This is a genomic window from Bacillus sp. FSL R5-0447 (assembly GCF_038606125.1).
Lineage (GTDB): Bacteria > Bacillota > Bacilli > Bacillales > Bacillaceae > Bacillus > Bacillus velezensis.
In genome coordinates this window covers 665,838-682,945 of sequence record NZ_CP152012.1, presented here as the reverse complement: position 1 = coordinate 682,945, position 17,108 = coordinate 665,838, and the positions used below count along the sequence as shown (strand labels likewise).

16 protein-coding genes, 2 tRNA genes, 1 rRNA gene and 1 riboswitch are annotated in these 17,108 nt (G+C 46.9%); of the genes, 8 read left to right on the top strand and 11 right to left on the bottom strand.

Annotated features, from left to right (window positions below):
* Positions 1-146 precede the first annotated feature (146 nt).
* From NYE68_RS03505 to NYE68_RS03485, 5 genes are all read right to left on the bottom strand, one after another.
* Positions 147-1,696 (bottom strand): 16S ribosomal RNA (locus tag NYE68_RS03505).
* Between the two features lie 97 nt (positions 1,697-1,793).
* A tRNA-Gly gene (locus NYE68_RS03500) sits at positions 1,794-1,867 on the bottom strand.
* 8 nt (positions 1,868-1,875) lie between these two features.
* A tRNA-Arg gene (locus NYE68_RS03495) sits at positions 1,876-1,952 on the bottom strand.
* 302 nt (positions 1,953-2,254) lie between these two features.
* Entirely contained in the window at positions 2,255-3,673 is a 1,419-nt protein-coding gene (locus tag NYE68_RS03490; protein ID WP_324636084.1) for a sugar porter family MFS transporter, read from the bottom strand.
* Between the two features lie 429 nt (positions 3,674-4,102).
* Positions 4,103-5,104, bottom strand: a complete 1,002-nt coding sequence (locus tag NYE68_RS03485) for an acryloyl-CoA reductase (RefSeq protein ID WP_007409291.1) — start codon at positions 5,102-5,104, stop codon at positions 4,103-4,105.
* Between the two features lie 127 nt (positions 5,105-5,231).
* Between NYE68_RS03485 and NYE68_RS03480 the strand changes: the two genes are divergently transcribed.
* The 6 genes from NYE68_RS03480 to NYE68_RS03455 all read left to right on the top strand — a co-directional run bounded on the left by NYE68_RS03480 (position 5,232) and on the right by NYE68_RS03455 (position 9,879).
* Positions 5,232-5,699 carry an SRPBCC domain-containing protein gene (locus NYE68_RS03480; protein WP_020955414.1) on the top strand — a complete coding sequence of 156 codons (468 nt, stop codon included), beginning with the start codon at positions 5,232-5,234 and terminating at the stop codon, positions 5,697-5,699.
* Positions 5,700-5,810: 111 nt separating this feature from the next.
* Complete coding sequence (locus tag NYE68_RS03475) at positions 5,811-6,665, top strand: manganese catalase family protein (RefSeq protein ID WP_007409292.1); 855 nt, start codon at positions 5,811-5,813, stop codon at positions 6,663-6,665.
* Between the two features lie 237 nt (positions 6,666-6,902).
* A complete protein-coding gene (locus NYE68_RS03470) occupies positions 6,903-8,465 on the top strand; it encodes an APC family permease (RefSeq protein ID WP_324636085.1) in 1,563 nt (520 codons plus the stop codon).
* Positions 8,466-8,581: 116 nt separating this feature from the next.
* Entirely contained in the window at positions 8,582-9,163 is a 582-nt protein-coding gene (locus tag NYE68_RS03465; RefSeq protein WP_039252532.1) for a TetR family transcriptional regulator, read from the top strand.
* Between the two features lie 72 nt (positions 9,164-9,235).
* Positions 9,236-9,565: a multidrug efflux SMR transporter gene (locus tag NYE68_RS03460; RefSeq protein ID WP_003156023.1), complete on the top strand. Its 330-nt coding sequence runs from the start codon at positions 9,236-9,238 to the stop codon at positions 9,563-9,565.
* Positions 9,565-9,879, top strand: coding sequence for a multidrug efflux SMR transporter (locus NYE68_RS03455; RefSeq protein ID WP_003156024.1), 315 nt, complete (start codon positions 9,565-9,567; stop codon positions 9,877-9,879). The genes NYE68_RS03460 and NYE68_RS03455 overlap by 1 nt, the downstream gene beginning before the upstream one ends.
* A 59-nt stretch (positions 9,880-9,938) precedes the next feature.
* Here the strand turns inward: NYE68_RS03455 and NYE68_RS03450 are convergent, their stop codons facing one another.
* From NYE68_RS03450 to NYE68_RS03440, 3 genes are all read right to left on the bottom strand, one after another.
* Complete coding sequence (locus NYE68_RS03450; protein WP_012116961.1) at positions 9,939-11,153, bottom strand: MFS transporter; 1,215 nt, start codon at positions 11,151-11,153, stop codon at positions 9,939-9,941.
* Complete coding sequence (locus NYE68_RS03445; RefSeq protein WP_031378597.1) at positions 11,143-11,829, bottom strand: FadR/GntR family transcriptional regulator; 687 nt, start codon at positions 11,827-11,829, stop codon at positions 11,143-11,145. The genes NYE68_RS03450 and NYE68_RS03445 overlap by 11 nt, the downstream gene beginning before the upstream one ends.
* 121 nt (positions 11,830-11,950) lie before the next feature.
* On the bottom strand, positions 11,951-12,667 hold the full coding sequence (locus tag NYE68_RS03440; RefSeq protein ID WP_007409298.1) for a GntR family transcriptional regulator: 717 nt from the start codon (positions 12,665-12,667) through the stop codon (positions 11,951-11,953).
* Between the two features lie 177 nt (positions 12,668-12,844).
* Positions 12,845-12,944: riboswitch (purine riboswitch) on the top strand.
* Between the two features lie 54 nt (positions 12,945-12,998).
* Here NYE68_RS03440 and NYE68_RS03435 point away from each other — a divergent pair.
* Positions 12,999-14,159 (top strand): MFS transporter, encoded by a 1,161-nt coding sequence (locus NYE68_RS03435; RefSeq protein WP_031378599.1) that lies wholly within the window; start codon positions 12,999-13,001, stop codon positions 14,157-14,159.
* 51 nt (positions 14,160-14,210) lie between these two features.
* Here the strand turns inward: NYE68_RS03435 and NYE68_RS03430 are convergent, their stop codons facing one another.
* Entirely contained in the window at positions 14,211-14,777 is a 567-nt protein-coding gene (locus NYE68_RS03430; RefSeq protein ID WP_007409300.1) for a YdhK family protein, read from the bottom strand.
* A 196-nt stretch (positions 14,778-14,973) separates the two neighbouring features.
* Between NYE68_RS03430 and NYE68_RS03425 the strand changes: the two genes are divergently transcribed.
* Positions 14,974-15,147: a hypothetical protein gene (locus tag NYE68_RS03425; protein WP_342494040.1), complete on the top strand. Its 174-nt coding sequence runs from the start codon at positions 14,974-14,976 to the stop codon at positions 15,145-15,147.
* 52 nt (positions 15,148-15,199) lie between these two features.
* Here NYE68_RS03425 and NYE68_RS03420 read toward each other — a convergent pair whose 3' ends face one another.
* Together NYE68_RS03420 and NYE68_RS03415 are read right to left on the bottom strand one after the other, a co-directional pair.
* Positions 15,200-16,558: a serine hydrolase gene (locus NYE68_RS03420; protein ID WP_163069023.1), complete on the bottom strand. Its 1,359-nt coding sequence runs from the start codon at positions 16,556-16,558 to the stop codon at positions 15,200-15,202.
* A gap of 137 nt (positions 16,559-16,695) precedes the next feature.
* Complete coding sequence (locus NYE68_RS03415; protein ID WP_007409303.1) at positions 16,696-16,965, bottom strand: hypothetical protein; 270 nt, start codon at positions 16,963-16,965, stop codon at positions 16,696-16,698.
* Positions 16,966-17,108: the final 143 nt, after the last annotated feature.

Sequence of the window (17,108 nt, the reverse complement as noted above, 5' to 3'; positions counted from 1 at the left end):
GACATGCTAACACATGCGTTGCCACAGGAAGTGGCGCATTTAGCAGGTGTTCCTATGTTTTGAAGGAATGATCCTTCAAAACTAAACAAGACAGGGAACGTTCTGTTTATAAGACCCAAGGTCTTATATTCCGTTAAAATCCTTAGAAAGGAGGTGATCCAGCCGCACCTTCCGATACGGCTACCTTGTTACGACTTCACCCCAATCATCTGTCCCACCTTCGGCGGCTGGCTCCATAAAGGTTACCTCACCGACTTCGGGTGTTACAAACTCTCGTGGTGTGACGGGCGGTGTGTACAAGGCCCGGGAACGTATTCACCGCGGCATGCTGATCCGCGATTACTAGCGATTCCAGCTTCACGCAGTCGAGTTGCAGACTGCGATCCGAACTGAGAACAGATTTGTGGGATTGGCTTAACCTCGCGGTTTCGCTGCCCTTTGTTCTGTCCATTGTAGCACGTGTGTAGCCCAGGTCATAAGGGGCATGATGATTTGACGTCATCCCCACCTTCCTCCGGTTTGTCACCGGCAGTCACCTTAGAGTGCCCAACTGAATGCTGGCAACTAAGATCAAGGGTTGCGCTCGTTGCGGGACTTAACCCAACATCTCACGACACGAGCTGACGACAACCATGCACCACCTGTCACTCTGCCCCCGAAGGGGACGTCCTATCTCTAGGATTGTCAGAGGATGTCAAGACCTGGTAAGGTTCTTCGCGTTGCTTCGAATTAAACCACATGCTCCACCGCTTGTGCGGGCCCCCGTCAATTCCTTTGAGTTTCAGTCTTGCGACCGTACTCCCCAGGCGGAGTGCTTAATGCGTTAGCTGCAGCACTAAGGGGCGGAAACCCCCTAACACTTAGCACTCATCGTTTACGGCGTGGACTACCAGGGTATCTAATCCTGTTCGCTCCCCACGCTTTCGCTCCTCAGCGTCAGTTACAGACCAGAGAGTCGCCTTCGCCACTGGTGTTCCTCCACATCTCTACGCATTTCACCGCTACACGTGGAATTCCACTCTCCTCTTCTGCACTCAAGTTCCCCAGTTTCCAATGACCCTCCCCGGTTGAGCCGGGGGCTTTCACATCAGACTTAAGAAACCGCCTGCGAGCCCTTTACGCCCAATAATTCCGGACAACGCTTGCCACCTACGTATTACCGCGGCTGCTGGCACGTAGTTAGCCGTGGCTTTCTGGTTAGGTACCGTCAAGGTGCCGCCCTATTTGAACGGCACTTGTTCTTCCCTAACAACAGAGCTTTACGATCCGAAAACCTTCATCACTCACGCGGCGTTGCTCCGTCAGACTTTCGTCCATTGCGGAAGATTCCCTACTGCTGCCTCCCGTAGGAGTCTGGGCCGTGTCTCAGTCCCAGTGTGGCCGATCACCCTCTCAGGTCGGCTACGCATCGTCGCCTTGGTGAGCCGTTACCTCACCAACTAGCTAATGCGCCGCGGGTCCATCTGTAAGTGGTAGCCGAAGCCACCTTTTATGTCTGAACCATGCGGTTCAAACAACCATCCGGTATTAGCCCCGGTTTCCCGGAGTTATCCCAGTCTTACAGGCAGGTTACCCACGTGTTACTCACCCGTCCGCCGCTAACATCAGGGAGCAAGCTCCCATCTGTCCGCTCGACTTGCATGTATTAGGCACGCCGCCAGCGTTCGTCCTGAGCCAGGATCAAACTCTCCGATAAAGTGTTTGACTGACTACGCACATCGCTGTGCGATTTATTTAAAACTTTGAATTAACAGGTACGTTTTGTCTTGTTTAGTTTTCAAAGATCATTATAATGGAGCGGGTGATGAGAATCGAACTCACGACATCAGCTTGGAAGGCTGAGGTTTTACCACTAAACTACACCCGCGTTTGAATTGGCGCGCCCGAGAGGAGTCGAACCCCTAACCTTTTGATCCGTAGTCAAACGCTCTATCCAATTGAGCTACGGGCGCTTATCAGGCGACTTAACTATCATACTACCAATCAGTTATGATGTCAAGTGTTTTTTTATTTCTTTTCAAAGTCTTTTTCTCGACCTCATTTATTATACACGCTTTCGAGAATTTGTAAAGTCTTTTTTCAAAAGATCATTTTCTCATTTGTCGTTATCGCTTTGTTCATCAGCGACGTCTAATAATATACCATGCACTTTAAATTAGGTCAACACTTTTACGAAACTTTTTTCTCACTTATTATTCCCTTCTATGTAATAAATAAAAAAGCAGGATTCCCAGGAACCCCGCGTCTATTCAGATTACCCGCTCACCTTGGCTTCCGCGCTATTACGATCTGTTTTTTCATAAGCACGGAAGTTTTGTTCAAGCTGTTCGAGCGACAGACCTTTCGTTTCCGGAAGGAACCTTTTCACAAATATAACGGACGCTATCCCTAACAAGACAAAAATGAAGAAGGTTGCAGACAATCCGATGTTTGCGAGCAGGACCGGAAAAGTGAAACCCACAAGGAAGTTCACGATCCAGAGGCAGAAGACAGTGACCCCCATACCAAGTCCCCGCAATCGAAGCGGGAATATCTCCGACAGCATCAGCCAGGTCACCGGAGAGACAGCCCCCTGCTGAAACGCAAGGAAAGTGACTGTTAATGAAAGAACCACATAAGGAAGAGCGGGCGATCCTTTCAGCACGACAGACAGAACTCCGATCAAAAGCAGCACCGCAGTCGTTCCGATCAGCCCCGTCATCAGCATCGGGCGGCGGCCGACTTTGCCGAGAAGCCATATTCCTACAAAAGTCGCGAGCACCGAAATCACACCGTTAGCGATATTGCCGATTAATGCGGCTTTTGTCTCGAAACCGGCATCTTTTAAAATTTGAGTTCCATAATACATAATTGAATTCACGCCGGTGAGCTGCTGCACTACCGCAATTCCGATCCCGACAAACACAATGCGGCGCACCCACGGAACGGCAAGATCCTTAAAGGCGGCCTGCTCCATCTCAGCTTCCTTATGAAAGGCAGATTCAATCTCAGCGAGCTCAGACTTCGCTTTCTCTTCATTCCTTATTCGCCGGAGAACGCGCAGAGCATCTTCTTTTCTTCCTTTAGAAACCAGCCAGCGCGGACTTTCAGGAACTTTCAGCATACCGAAAAACAAGAATACCGCAGGAAGAGCCGCGATAACGAGCATATAACGCCAGGCGTGAGAGGTATCACCAAGCACATTGCCGATAATAGCATTACACGTGAAGGCAAGCAGCTGGCCTGTTACAATCATCAATTCATTTTGGGTAACCATTCTCCCTCGGCTTTCCGCCGGCGACATTTCAGCCAAATACGCCGGAACGGTTACGGATGCTCCCCCGACGGCAAGCCCCAGCAGAAAACGGGAGATGACCATAACAGATACGTTAGGCGCCAGTGTACATCCAAGCGTCGCTGCAAAGAACAAAACGGCAAGGATAAGGATATTTTTACGTCTGCCGTTATAGTCCGACAATCTCCCTCCGAAAACTGCTCCGATCGCAGCCCCCAAGAGCAGGGAGCTCGCCACCATCCCTTCAGTCAAAGCGGTAAGATTAAGCTGGTCAGCTTCCGCCATAAACGGCAGCGCCCCATTAATTACACCTGTATCGTAGCCGAAAAGCAGACCCCCGAACGTCGATACTAAAATGATGGTTCTCAAAAATGAATGCTGGCTGCTATTTTTATTCATCTTCAAATCCTCCTAGTTTTTACATAGAGATAATATCGGAATATTCAGTTATCAATATTTGCACCTATAACGTCTGCATACAAGTTCTGACCGTCCAAAACAGTTATATAAGAAGAAAATAATCCGAAAGCGTTATCATTTATAGTGATTATCCGCTCTCCCCTCTCGTCAAATTGTTATTTTATAGTTACTTTGTAGTGAAGTTATAATGATATTATTGGCATTTATGTTATTATCATAATTTTAAAAGCGCTTTCAGTCAATAAATATTTCAGAAAATTTTATAAATTACCTTTATATTACCTATATATAACCAATTTGTGTTTTTAATCGGCTCATTTCCACGATATACTCAATAGTTAATCTCTTCTCAATAAATAATTGATTATATATTGAAAACCCCCAACTGCTGATTGGGGGGTTTTTGATTTATTCTTCGTTTATTGTAACGATCGTTCTTCCTCTCGCTTCTCCTTTTAAAAGAGCAGGAAGCGTATCCGGCAGCTCTTCAAGTGTAATTTCCTTTTGAATAAAGGCCTCCAGATCTGCAGGCTTGAAGTCATCAGCTAAACGCTGCCATGTTTTCTTTCTTGTCTCCATCGGACAGAATACGGAATCGATTCCCAAGAGACTGACGCCGCGCAATATAAACGGAAAGACTGTAGCCGGGAGTTTCGTTCCCGCTGTCAGTCCGCTCACAGCAACTGATCCGCCGTACTGAATCTGACTGAGAACTGAAGCAAGCGGCTCACCTCCGACCGGATCGACGGCCGCTGCCCATTTTTGTTTTTGCATTGGTTTTAACGTGCCGTTATACACTTCGTCACGGTGAATGACCGTCTTTGCTCCGAGGCTCTTCAAATAGCCGCTTTCGTCTTCTTTTCCCGTACTGGCCTCGACCTCGTAACCTAAGGTTGAAAGAATGGAGACGGCAAAGCTTCCGACGCCGCCTGTCGCTCCTGTCACCAGCACCTTCCCTTTTTCAGGAGCGGCATGGTTTTCTTCAAGACGCTGGACGGACAATGCGGCAGTGAAGCCGGCGGTTCCGATCGTCATGGCTTCTTTAAGTGTCAGACCTTCAGGCAGCGGCACGATCCAATCTGCCGGAATGCGGGCCATCCCGCTATAACCGCCAAAGCGGGAAACACCTATGCCGTAGCTTGTCGCAATGACTTTATCCCCCTCTTTGAAACGGGCGTCATCTGAGGAAACGACGATTCCCGCTAAATCAATTCCCGGGACGAAAGGGTACGACGTTACGATCTTGCCGTCAGGAATGGCAGCCAAGCTGTCTTTATAATTCACCCCTGAGTAGCAAACCTTAATCAGCACTTCACCCTCGGGAAGGTCCTGAACCGCCAGCTCCCGTACGCTGACTGAAAACCGGTCTTCACGTTGATCGACTACTAACGCTTTAAATTGATCTGTCATTACTACGTCTCCTTAAAATGAATTGAATGGCTTTGGAAAAGCATAAAATAAGTTTGATTTGTTTTCAAATGTCCTGCCCCGTGTAGTATGATCAAAAGTAAAAACAGCGAAAGAGTGGTTACGCATCATGTCTGATAAACAAAACAAAGATAACAAAAACAACAACAGCAGCAATCAGCCATTACCGGACATTATTCATACCGCCGTTTTCAAGGCGCCGATACAAGTTGTCTGGGATACGGTCTCCACTGCGGACGGCCTGTCTCTCTGGTTTATGCCGAATGATTTCACACCTCAAGAAGACAGTGAGTTTCAGCTGGAATCTCCGTTCGGTCCGTCTCCGTGCAAGCTGCTGGATATTGAAGCGCCGTACCGCCTTTCTTTTTCGTGGGATACGGAAGGCTGGATCGTTTCTTTTGTCTTAAAGGAAACGGAAAGCGGAGATACGGAATTCACTCTCATTCACGGCGGATGGAAAGAGCCGGAAGCCGTCATCAATAAAGTCAATCGGAAAAGCTCCGAGATTCACAGTACGATGGATCAAGGATGGAACGGGCTTGTCAACACGAAACTTCGCGGAGCGGTTGAGGCTTAACACAAAAGGACGGACACGCTTTCCGTCCTTTTTTTGATGCCGATACATAAAAACTGACTTTGCAAAGACACTAACAGAAGAACCGAAAACTTCTTTCAGGGGGCGCTGTTTATGTATTATTACAAAGAAGAGCTGATCAATATCATTAAACCGGACAAGCCGGACCCGGCCGCGGCCAAGGTGCTTCAGGAAATTTTAGGCGGGCACTACGGAGAAATGCGGACGATGATGCAATACTTTTTCCAAAGCTCTAATTTCAGAGGAAAAGAAAAACAGTTCCGTGACCTGCTTCGCGGTGTATTTTTAGAAGAGATCGCACACGTTGAGCTTGTCCAGCATACGATCAATGCGCTGCTCGACGAAAGCGGCGCTGAGGGCCCCGGAAATCAGGCGGCAGATCAGGCGCCGCTTGACGAAGCAGTTAAACACGCCAATCCGCACCATTTTATCATCGGAGCGCAAAGTTCTCTTCCTGTAGACGCCGGCGGCAATCCATGGAACGGTTCTTGGGTATACAACCACGGGAATCTGATTTCCGATTTATTGGACAATGTCGTGCTGGAATCAACCGGCGTGCTGCAAAAGACACGCATTTATGAAATGAGTTCAAATCAGACGTTCAGAGAAACACTCGGTTTTCTGATTGTCCGTGACAACGCCCATCAAAATGCATTTACAAAAGCGTTGGAAACACTGGGTGTCGAATGGGGCAAATTATTTCCCGTGCCGAATTATGATATTGAAAAATACCCGGAATGCCGGAAATTCGTTGAGATGGGTTATCATAATACTCAATTTAATTTCAGACTGGATCCGACACGGATCGGAGAAATTCTGCAGGGAACGACGCCGAGCCGAAACGGCGGCGAATTAAGTGTGTCCGAGCCTCCTAAAGGTTTCCCCGTGCCGGAACTTCCTGAGCTTCCGAATGAGCACAGCCCCGGACTGAAAGATATGAACTTGTAACAAAAAACGCCTGTTTCGGGCGTTTTTTGTTTTTCTGAATATGAGGTTTGAATTTGTTTAAAACGGGGAATATAAGCCGGGAGATCTTGCCATACGGCCGTTATTATAATGTGAGCACATTGCTGTACATACTTCGTTTCGAAAGTTGTCCTAATTTTCCAGCCGGCCGGCTGGGTATGTTTGAATGATAATGGGAATTATGTAAAGAGAACAATGTCTTTTCTAAGGAGGCAGCGAATGTCTAAGCAAGGAAACTTCCAGAAAACTATGTCACTTTTTGATCTTATTTTAATCGGCATGGGAGCCATATTCGGTTCGGCATGGCTGTTTGCCGTCAGTAACGTCGCCTCTAAAGCGGGCCCATCAGGCATTTTTTCCTGGCTGATCGGCGGGGGAATCATCTTATTGATCGGCTTGGTTTATGCCGAACTGGGCGCCGCGCTGCCGCGGACCGGGGGAATTATCCGGTATCCCGTATATTCACACGGACACCTCGTCGGATATTTAATTTCCTTTGTCACCATTGTGGCATACACGAGTCTTATTTCTATAGAAGTCACGGCAGTCCGCCAATACGTGGCGTATTGGTTTCCCGGTTTGACCGTAAAAGGCTCCGATTCTCCGACAATTGCCGGGTGGATATTGCAATTTGCGCTGCTCTGCCTGTTCTTCCTCCTCAATTACTGGAGTGTCAAAACCTTTGCGAAAGCAAACTTCATTATTTCGATTTTTAAATATGTCGTACCGATTACGGTAATTGTGGTACTGATTTTTCATTTTCACCCGGGCAATATGACCGTTCACGGATTCTCGCCTTTTGGTTTCACCGGAATTCAGGCCGCGATTTCCACAGGCGGCGTCATGTTTGCATATCTTGGGCTGCATCCGATTGTGGCTGTCGCGAGTGAAGTGCAGAACCCGAAGCGGAACATTCCGATCGCATTGATTGTCTGTATTATCGTGTCTACTATTATTTACACCGTGCTGCAGCTCACTTTTATAGGGGCGATCCCGGCGGATACCCTGAAGCACGGATGGCCGGCTATCGGGACTGAATTCTCCCTTCCGTTCAAAGATATCGCCGTTTTGCTCGGTTTGGGGTGGCTGGCGACATTGGTCATTTTAGATGCGATTTTATCACCGGGCGGTAACGGAAATATCTTTATGAATACGACTTCACGTCTCGTCTATGCCTGGGCCAGAAACGGAACATTATTCAGCATTTTTTCTAAAGTCAATAAAGAAACCGGGACACCGCGCGCCTCCCTTTGGCTTTCGTTCGGTCTGGCTGTTTTTTGGACGCTTCCTTTCCCTTCTTGGAACGCTCTTGTCAACGTATGCTCCGTCGCATTGATTCTGTCTTATGCGATTGCGCCGATTTCTTCAGCGGCGCTGAGAGTCAACGCGAAGAATATTAACAGACCGTTTTATTTAAAAGGGATGAGCATCATCGGGCCGCTGTCGTTTATTTTTACCTCTTATATTGTATATTGGTCCGGATGGCGCACCGTATCCTGGCTTCTCGGTTCTCAAATTGTCATGTTTCTGATCTATCTCTGTTTCAGTAAATATGCTCCCAAAGATGATGTCAGCATACGGCAGCAGCTGAAATCAGCATGGTGGATCGTCGGCTTTTATGTCATGATGCTGATTTTCTCCTATCTCGGCTCGTTCGGCCACGGATTGGGCATTATCAGCAATCCGCTTGACCTGATTCTGATCGCCATCGGTTCGCTCGGTATTTATTACTGGGCAAAATATACGGGTCTGCCGAAGGCTATGATCGACAGTGATAAATGACGAATGCCGGAAAGAAGTATGGTCTTCTTTCCGGTATTTTTATTTTAAGGGATGACAAAAAAGAGAACATGCGATAAAATGAATGACAGTCATTCATAAAAGGAGGAACCCCTCTATTGGCAAAACAAAGCTCGGGAAAATACGAAAAGATCCTGCAAGCCGCGATTGAAGTCATTTCTGAAAAAGGATTAGACAAAGCATCCATTTCAGAAATCGTCAAAAAAGCCGGAACGGCCCAAGGTACGTTTTACTTATATTTTTCTTCTAAAAACGCACTGATATCCGCGATTGCAGAAAACCTGCTCGACACTACGCTGGACAGAATAAAAGGGAAAGCGGACGGTTCTGAAGATTTTTGGACGTTGCTGGACATTTTGGTAGATGAGACATTTCACATCACCCGGCTTCATAAAGATATTATCGTTCTCTGTTATTCCGGTCTTGCCATCGATCATTCAATGGAGAAATGGGAAGCCATTTATCAGCCTTATTATTCCTGGCTGGAAGGCGTGATCAATACGGCCATTGAACAGGGTGAGGTCCACAGCGGCATTCATGTCAGATGGACGGCCAGAACGATTATCAACGTTGTCGAGAACGCGGCTGAACGGTTTTATATCGGCTGTGAACAGGATGTCGATCTCGAAGTATATAAAAAAGAAATATTCAGCTTTCTCAAAAGAAGCTTGCAGAAATGATTGGCGGAGACCGATCATTTTTGACCGCCGTAAAAATGACTGACATTCATTCATAACTGAGGTGACTGTATCATGTATTGGCTGCTTGTATTGATAGCCGGACTGTTAGAAGTAGTTTGGGCGTCCGCCCTGAAGCATGCGGATTCGCTCTTTGATTGGATTGGTATTTTCCTTCTGATTGCCGTCAGCTTTCTGATGCTGATCCGCTCTTATAAAAAAATTCCGATGGCTGCCGCATATACCGTTTTTGTCGGAATAGGCACCGTCGGCACATATGTAACGGGCGTCATTTTAGGTGAATCGTTTTCAATCGGGCAAATATTCTTTTTGGCTTTGCTGTTGTCCGGCATTTTAGGAATGAAGGTATTTACGAAAGAAACTGAAACAAGGGGTGAACATTAATGGCATGGCTGCTGTTATTTATTGCCGGAGCGGAGGAAGTTGTAGCGGCCGTTGCCATGAAACATATTGACGGTTTTAAAAAAAAGTGGCCGCTGATTGTCATGGTAACAGGCTTTATGCTTTCATTCTTTTGCCTTTCCGGAGCGATGCAGGTTCTTCCCACAGGTGTCGCGTATGCGGCTTGGACCGGCATGGGAAGCATCGGCGTTTCGGCCGTGGGCATACTTTGGTTTAAAGAAAAATTCAATCTGTCACAATTGGTGTCTCTGGGGCTTATCCTCATCGGTGTCATCGGCTTAAAACTGACAGCGTGACGGCCTGAGACAGCTTTTCAAATAAAAAACAAAGGACCCTAAACGGGCCCTTTGTTTTTTTATGCTGTTTTGATCTGTTCCGCTTTTCCCGCTCCGACTCCGAAAATAAATATCAGAACGGAGACTGCGATCAGCATGAATAACGGAACCGTCCAGCCGTGCGTGATGTCATGCAGCAAACCGAATACGAGCGGCCCGAACGCGGCAAGCAGGTATCCGAATGACTGAGCCATGCCGGAAAGCGCCGCGGCTTCATGAACATGCCGTGTCCGCAGGCTGAAGAACATCATCGCCAAGCTGAACGCACATCCTCCCGCAATTCCGATCAAAATGACCCATAGCGGAGTGAGAGCCGGGCTTCCGAAAAGAACGCCGGCAATGCCGATAAGGAAAAATAAAGCCGTCAGTCCGGCGAGTGCGCGCTGATTTTTCATTTTAGCGGCAGCGATCGGCACGATAAAAGTAATCGGCAGGACTGAGAATTGCATTAATGAAAGCATCCATCCCGCCTTACTTGAGCTGAGACCATTCTGCTGAAGAATTTCCGGCAGCCAAGCGATGACGGTGTAAAAAATAAGGGATTGCAGCCCCATGAACATCGTCACCTTCCAAGCAAGCGGAGACCGCAGCAGACTGCTTTTCTTCTCTCCGTTTGTCCCAGTCGTGCGGACGGGCAGTTCGCGTCCTCGCATTTGCGGAATCCACATGACAAACGCAATGAAAGAAAGGATAGCCCAGCAGCCGAGCGCGCCTTTCCAGCCTAACCCCGCTGAAGAGGCGATCGGCACGCTGATGCCGGATGCAATCGCGCCGCACAGATTCATAGAAACCGAGTAGACGCCGGTCATGATGCCTAAATTTCCGGGAAACTTATGTTTAATGAGACTCGGCAGCAGGACGTTGCATACGGCGATCGACAATCCCAACAGAATCGTTCCGAAAAAGAGAGTGCCGATTCCGGCGATGGAGCGCAGCAGAGTTCCGGCTGTCAGGACAATTAATGATGACAGTAAGACAATCTCGGTACCGAAGCGCCGGGACAATAAAGGAACAAACGGTGACAGACATGCAAATGCCAAAAGCGGCACTGTCGTAATGGTGCCGGCAGCCGCATTGGTCATGCCGAGGCTGTCCCGAATTGAGGAAACGAGCGGCCCGACCGATGTCAGAGGCGCTCTGAGGTTGGCCCCTATCAATATGACTCCGATGACCAGCAATATCAGTTTTTTACGCTGACTTGCTTGCAGAATTTGATGTTCGTCTTTAATTTTCATGTTCATCCTCCATGTGTATTGTATCTTTAAATACTGTGATGTATTGGTTGACGGCCTCCATGGCCTGATCCGGTTTCTGTCCGATAATCGCGGCGGCAAGCTGGGTGTGGATCCGTATAGCAGGGGTGATTTCCAACAGGTTATGGACTGACGCACAAAGCGCCTCCGTCATATGCTCGTAAAGATCAGAAAGCATGTTGTTATGGGCCGCCTGTACAATGGTTTTGTGCAGTTTAATGTCAGCCTCGGCATACCGTTTTCGATCTTCATTTTGCAAGGCCGCTTCACATTCATCCAAGCACACCTTCAGTGCTTTCAGGTCTTCGTCATTACGCCTTTCCGCCGCCAATCGCGCAGCTTCTCGTTCGAGTGCGTATCTGACTTCTAATGTTTCAAGCAAATTTGATTTTTTAATATGGCGGTAAAATGCCGCGCCGAGAACACTGGATGAGCTGACATACGTACCGCTCCCCTGCCTTGTCTGAAGCAGGCCGGCATGTACGAGCGCCCGAATGGCCTCACGCAATGTGTTTCGGCTCACATCAAATTGCTTCATTAAATCCAGCTCAGGGGGAATGCGCGTCCCGACCGGCCATTTATCCGATTGAATTAACGATTCAATTTGCGTCACCACTTGTTCTACGAGCGACAGTCTGCTTGTTTTGGATATCTCCATCAAAACACCTCTGAAATTTGTAGGATGATTCTATCATTGGGTAATATAACATAAAAGAAGCGAAGATGTAAATCAGCGGCAACAAAAAAAGAGTGAGTTTTTCTCTCACTCTTCGGCGCTTTTATGAACGTTTTATATTGACTGAGGTCACGACAAACTTGTCATGACGGTGGCGGGAAAATGAATATTCAAAGGGAGTGCCGTTGTCCAAAAAGCCTACATGCTCGACTTCAAGTATCGGGTCATCCGGCCGGCAGCCGAGATATTGCTGATCCATATCATCCGACTTGCACGCTCTGATTTTTCTGTGTGAGCCTGCGATTTTGAGCTGGAGTTCCCGCGTAATATGATCGTAGATGGAATGGTTGAGCACCTCGTCATTAATGCCGGGTATAAGGCTCGCCGGCATGTACGTTTTTTCAAGAACGTACGGTTCGCCTTCAACAATTCTGAGCCTTACTACATAATAGACGGGAGTCTTTTCATCGATGGCCAAATGTGCGGCGACATCTTGAGACGGAAACTGCACTTCAAACCGGATGACCTTGCTCTTGATATTTTTTCCTTTTAACAAATTGCTCAAGCCGAGAATTTCGTTGCTGACTACGTGAACGTGCTCATCCTGCATGGCTGATTGAATGATAAACGTGCCGTGCCCTCTTTTTCTGAAAAGCATCCCTTCAGCCGCAAGTGTATCAAGCGCCCGCTTCATTGTCATCCGGCTGCACCCGAACTCCGCAGCGAGCGTCTTTTCATCCGGGATCGGCTGATCTATGTCATATACACTGCTTTTAATCCTCTTTCTCATTTCGTTGGCGATTTTTTCGTACTTATTCATCGGTTTCCTCCGGCTGTATAATGTTTGATCTGTATAGACTCCTTACGGTTATCATAAATTTTTTTCCCGGCTTCATCAATGACGTTACAGCCGCCGATATTGAAAATGAAAGGATTTCCTTGAATTTTCTATGGAATCTCCCTCACTATTATGGTAGAATTTTTTGCAGAAACGGACACAACCGAATATTGCATACATTGTATAACCTCAATGATATGGTTTGAGGGTGTCTACCAGGAACCGTAAAATCCTGATTACAAAAATTGTCCCGTACACTTTTTGTAATCAGGATTTTTTATTTTCTAAAAAATAAAAAAAGGAGTATCTGTACATGAATTTCAAAGTATTTCTGCTTGCAGCATCTACCATCGCAGTCGGATTGGTTGAATTAATTGTGGGCGGTATTCTTCCGCAAATCGCTTCCGACTTAGATATATCTATCGTCAGCGCGGGGCAGCTGATCAGCGTGTTTGCGCTCGGTTACGCGGTATCCGGCCCGCTGCTTTTGGCGGTGACGGCAAAGGCTGAACGAAAGCGGCTTTATTTAATCGCACTGTTTATTTTCTTCCTAAGTAATCTGGTGGCTTATTTCAGTCCCAATTTTGCCGTACTTATGGTGTCACGGGTGCTCGCTTCCATGAGCACAGGGCTGATTGTCGTCCTTTCTTTAACGATTGCTCCTAAAATCGTGGCGCCTGAATACAGAGCGCGGGCGATCGGCATCATTTTCATGGGGTTCAGCTCCGCAATCGCTTTAGGCGTGCCTGTCGGCATTATCATCAGCAATGCCTTCGGATGGCGCGTTCTGTTCTTGGGAATCGGCGTATTATCTCTCGTTTCCATGCTGATCATCAGCGTCTTTTTCGAAAAAATACCTGCTGAAAAAATGATTCCGTTTCGTGAGCAGATCAAGACGATCGGGACCGCCAAAATTGCCAGCGCACATCTTGTCACCTTGTTTACATTGGCGGGGCATTACACACTCTATGCCTACTTTGCGCCTTTTTTGGAAAGAACGCTTCATTTGAGTTCCGTTTGGGTCAGTGTATGCTACTTTTTGTTCGGTCTGTCAGCGGTATGCGGCGGCCCGTTCGGAGGCTGGCTGTATGACCGTTTAGGAGCATTTAAAAGCATCATGCTTGTGACCGTTTCTTTCGCTCTGATCCTGTTTATTCTTCCGCTGACAACGGTTTCTATAATCATTTTCCTGCCTGCGATGGTGATCTGGGGATTGCTCAGCTGGAGCCTTGCGCCGGCGCAGCAAAGCTATTTAATCAAAATTGCGCCTGAGTCTTCCGATATTCAGCAAAGCTTCAACACGTCCGCTTTGCAGATCGGCATCGCGCTCGGGTCAGCCATCGGCGGCGGCGTGATCGGACAAACCGGTTCAGTCACAGCAACAGCCTGGTGCGGCGGTTTGATTGTCATTATCGCTGTCGCGTTAGCTGTATTCTCTTTAACGAGACCCGCTTTGAAAAGAAAATCCGCATAAATGTGAGACCGCAAAAAAGCCAAAGGAGTTCCTTCGGCTTTTGCGGTCTTTTTATTTTGCGGCAGCAAGCTCGTCTTCTGTCACCCATTTATGATTGGTTACTTTTTGGCCGCCGTCAGTCGGTGTATAGTCGACCATATAAACGGTTGTCTTTTTGGCTGAATCAATAACGGCTTCGGCGCCCTTCATGCCTTTCATATGGGATGCCTCGATCACGGCCTTGTCACCCGGTTTTAACGTTTTATCCCCGGCGCCCTTCAGCTCTTCCTGAATGACCCATTTATGATCTTCGACGCGCTTTCCTCCCGTTTCCGGAGTGTAAGATACACTGTAAACCGTTGTATCATAAGCACCTTTTACGGTTCCTTGCGCATTTTTCATGCCTTTCATATGAGAAGCTAAAATCATGACGTCACTGCCGACCTTATAAGTCGGATTTTCTGCCTTCTTTAAACCTTTCGGCACCTCGGATGAACCTGAGTGATTCATGTCTTCGTGAGAGTGCGTTTCTTTGTCTTTCGCTTTTTCGCTTCCTCCTGAAGATTGGCTGTTGCATCCGGCAAGCGCCAGAACGGGGATCAGGAGAAACATGCTGAATAAAAATAGTCTCGCTTTCATTTCAAGAACTCCTTTGCCTTTTTGATTTTTCACTTTCCCTTTCGTTTCTTCAGTAAAACAAAAAGATGGCCTGTCATTTCTCCTAATTCTTCAAATCTCTCTTTATTGCCTTTCATCAGGTGAAATTGTTCACAAAATGTACACATTAATGGAGATGCAGTATAATTCAATTATCAGATAATAGGGGGAACTCATCATGAAAACGAAGGTTTTTACGGTGGTATTGGGCGCTGTTTTAATGATTGCGGGGTTGGTTTTGGCAGAGGTTTCGCTTTATATGGAATACATCACAATGCTCGGAGCTATGATTTTTTCTTCTATACTTATGTCAGAGCCGAAAAGAAAATTTCGCGTCATCAAAGGGGTTTGACTTGTCTATTACCGCCGTCTTCTCAGGACGGCGGTTTTGTTTTGCATGTCACTCAGTCTATCCGCAAAGCCGTTTCTTCTGTGCCGTCCTGATATAAAACGAAATGCGGGGCTGTTTGTGCTTTATCACCTGCAAATTCAATTTCAAGCGTCAGCGCCCTGACAAAATAACGGGTTTCCGTCATTGGGAATAATTCGAATGGAGTCTGCCCGTCTATTGTAAGATACAATCGGTTTTCTTTTACCGCCACCGATGCATGTGTGTCATCCTGAAATGAGTAATTGCCGGTAAATCTGCTGTAAATCGCAGGATCGATATCTGCTTTTTTCTGATCTGCCGGACGTTTCGGAATCACGTATGGCTGATCAAATAAGATGTTTACAGCCGCGGCAATTACAGCTTGTTCAAATTGATACGATTGTTCCATATTGCTGAGATAAATCAATGTTTTATTCTGGTCAATATATCGGATCATCAGAGTTGAATAGCCCGGCCAGCCTCCGTCGTGACTGATAACCTTCCCTTTTTGGGGGCTGTTTTGAATCATCCAGCCAAATCCGTATCCGAATTGCTTTTCTTCATTCCAATAGCCCGGTGTAAACGCTTGATCTTTAGACTCTTTGCCGATGATTTCTTCCGTATAAAGAGCCTGATCAAACAGATATAAATCTCTAATAGCGGAGTTAACGGTTCCGTCACCTTGAATTCCGTCAAGAAAGACGACATAATCAGTTTCCTCAAGTTCATCCGGCAGCACATATTCTCCGGAATGAACATCATACACATAGCCATATGCATAGTTCGGAATGTTTTCTTTACTCAGCCTTCTGTTATAAATCCGCGTATCGTGCATACGGAGCGGATGAAATACGGCTTGTTTCATAAATTCAGCAAAACTCATGCCTGATACAATTTCTATAATAACCGCTAACACCACATACCCCGTATTACTGTAAAGCCACTCCTTGCCCGGCGGGAAATAAGCATCCGGTTTATGCTGCTTAAGCATATTGATCACATCTTGATTAACGGCAATTCTGTCCCGGTCCCAATGTGTTAAGAACAACTCCATATAGTCCGGCAATCCTGACGTATGATGGAGTAAATGCCGAATGGTAATGCCCGGATAAGGAAAATCAGGAAGCCACCGCTCTATCATATCGTCATAACGCAGCTTCCCTTGCTGTTCTAAAATGATAGCTCCTAAAGCTGTAAACGGCTTCGATACTGAGGCCAATTCAAAGACCGATTGGTCATTCAGCATCCTCTTTGTTTTCAGTTCTGCAGCGCCGAATGAACCCTGGTATAAGATGCGGCCGTTTTCCGCTGCCAATACAGCGCCGTTTATTTCATGTCTTTCGTCTAAAGTGCTGAAAAGCTGTTCAAAAGCTTGTTGTTTCTTATCGTTCATTTCACGAACCCCCCATATACAAGCTGATTTACTCTTTTATACGAGCGGCCGCTTTAGAAGTTTCAATATTTTCCCTTCTCAAAACACCAGTCGGTATACTGCCGTTCAGGCAGCCGCGGAGGTTTGATGAAGGTCTTTTATTCACACAATACTGTGCAGGCTTCGAATTCAACATGCTTCTCGTCTTTATTTGCACCGGCAATTTCCATGGTCGAAAACATCGCGCAGACGACAGCTTTGTATTCGTTCATGACGGTTTGAATTTCAATCAGGAACCGTTCGGATGAAGCCGCGTATTCCGTTACGTACTCTTTCATTTTGCCGATAATATCATCTGCCTGACGGCTGAAGCCGGCCGCCTCCAAGTCACTCTCAAACTGGTTTTTGTTGATCATATGAATATGCATTTTTTAAAGGCTCCTTTCAGCAGCATTTTGTGGTTATATCTACTGTAAAGGACAGGCTTGGATAAACTTTTAATAAAATATGAACAAAATATGAATTGGCTCATCGGCCTGACCGGCGGGCTTTCGGCTGTACTCCGTTTCAT

What these genes read in the sequence shown, in the direction of transcription:
- NYE68_RS03475 (WP_007409292.1), top strand. Translation starts at nt 5,811, where the DNA reads ATGTATTATTACAAAGAAGAGCTGATCAATATCATTAAACCGGACAAG.
- NYE68_RS03425 (WP_342494040.1), top strand. Translation starts at nt 14,974, where the DNA reads ATGAAAACGAAGGTTTTTACGGTGGTATTGGGCGCTGTTTTAATGATT.
- NYE68_RS03485 (WP_007409291.1), bottom strand. Translation starts at nt 5,104, where the DNA reads ATGACAGATCAATTTAAAGCGTTAGTAGTCGATCAACGTGAAGACCGG.
- NYE68_RS03450 (WP_012116961.1), bottom strand. Translation starts at nt 11,153, where the DNA reads ATGAAAATTAAAGACGAACATCAAATTCTGCAAGCAAGTCAGCGTAAA.
- NYE68_RS03420 (WP_163069023.1), bottom strand. Translation starts at nt 16,558, where the DNA reads ATGAACGATAAGAAACAACAAGCTTTTGAACAGCTTTTCAGCACTTTA.
- NYE68_RS03490 (WP_324636084.1), bottom strand. Translation starts at nt 3,673, where the DNA reads ATGAATAAAAATAGCAGCCAGCATTCATTTTTGAGAACCATCATTTTA.
- NYE68_RS03445 (WP_031378597.1), bottom strand. Translation starts at nt 11,829, where the DNA reads ATGGAGATATCCAAAACAAGCAGACTGTCGCTCGTAGAACAAGTGGTG.
- NYE68_RS03480 (WP_020955414.1), top strand. Translation starts at nt 5,232, where the DNA reads ATGTCTGATAAACAAAACAAAGATAACAAAAACAACAACAGCAGCAAT.
- NYE68_RS03430 (WP_007409300.1), bottom strand. Translation starts at nt 14,777, where the DNA reads ATGAAAGCGAGACTATTTTTATTCAGCATGTTTCTCCTGATCCCCGTT.
- NYE68_RS03470 (WP_324636085.1), top strand. Translation starts at nt 6,903, where the DNA reads ATGTCTAAGCAAGGAAACTTCCAGAAAACTATGTCACTTTTTGATCTT.
- NYE68_RS03415 (WP_007409303.1), bottom strand. Translation starts at nt 16,965, where the DNA reads ATGCATATTCATATGATCAACAAAAACCAGTTTGAGAGTGACTTGGAG.
- NYE68_RS03440 (WP_007409298.1), bottom strand. Translation starts at nt 12,667, where the DNA reads ATGAATAAGTACGAAAAAATCGCCAACGAAATGAGAAAGAGGATTAAA.
- NYE68_RS03435 (WP_031378599.1), top strand. Translation starts at nt 12,999, where the DNA reads ATGAATTTCAAAGTATTTCTGCTTGCAGCATCTACCATCGCAGTCGGA.
- NYE68_RS03455 (WP_003156024.1), top strand. Translation starts at nt 9,565, where the DNA reads ATGGCATGGCTGCTGTTATTTATTGCCGGAGCGGAGGAAGTTGTAGCG.
- NYE68_RS03460 (WP_003156023.1), top strand. Translation starts at nt 9,236, where the DNA reads ATGTATTGGCTGCTTGTATTGATAGCCGGACTGTTAGAAGTAGTTTGG.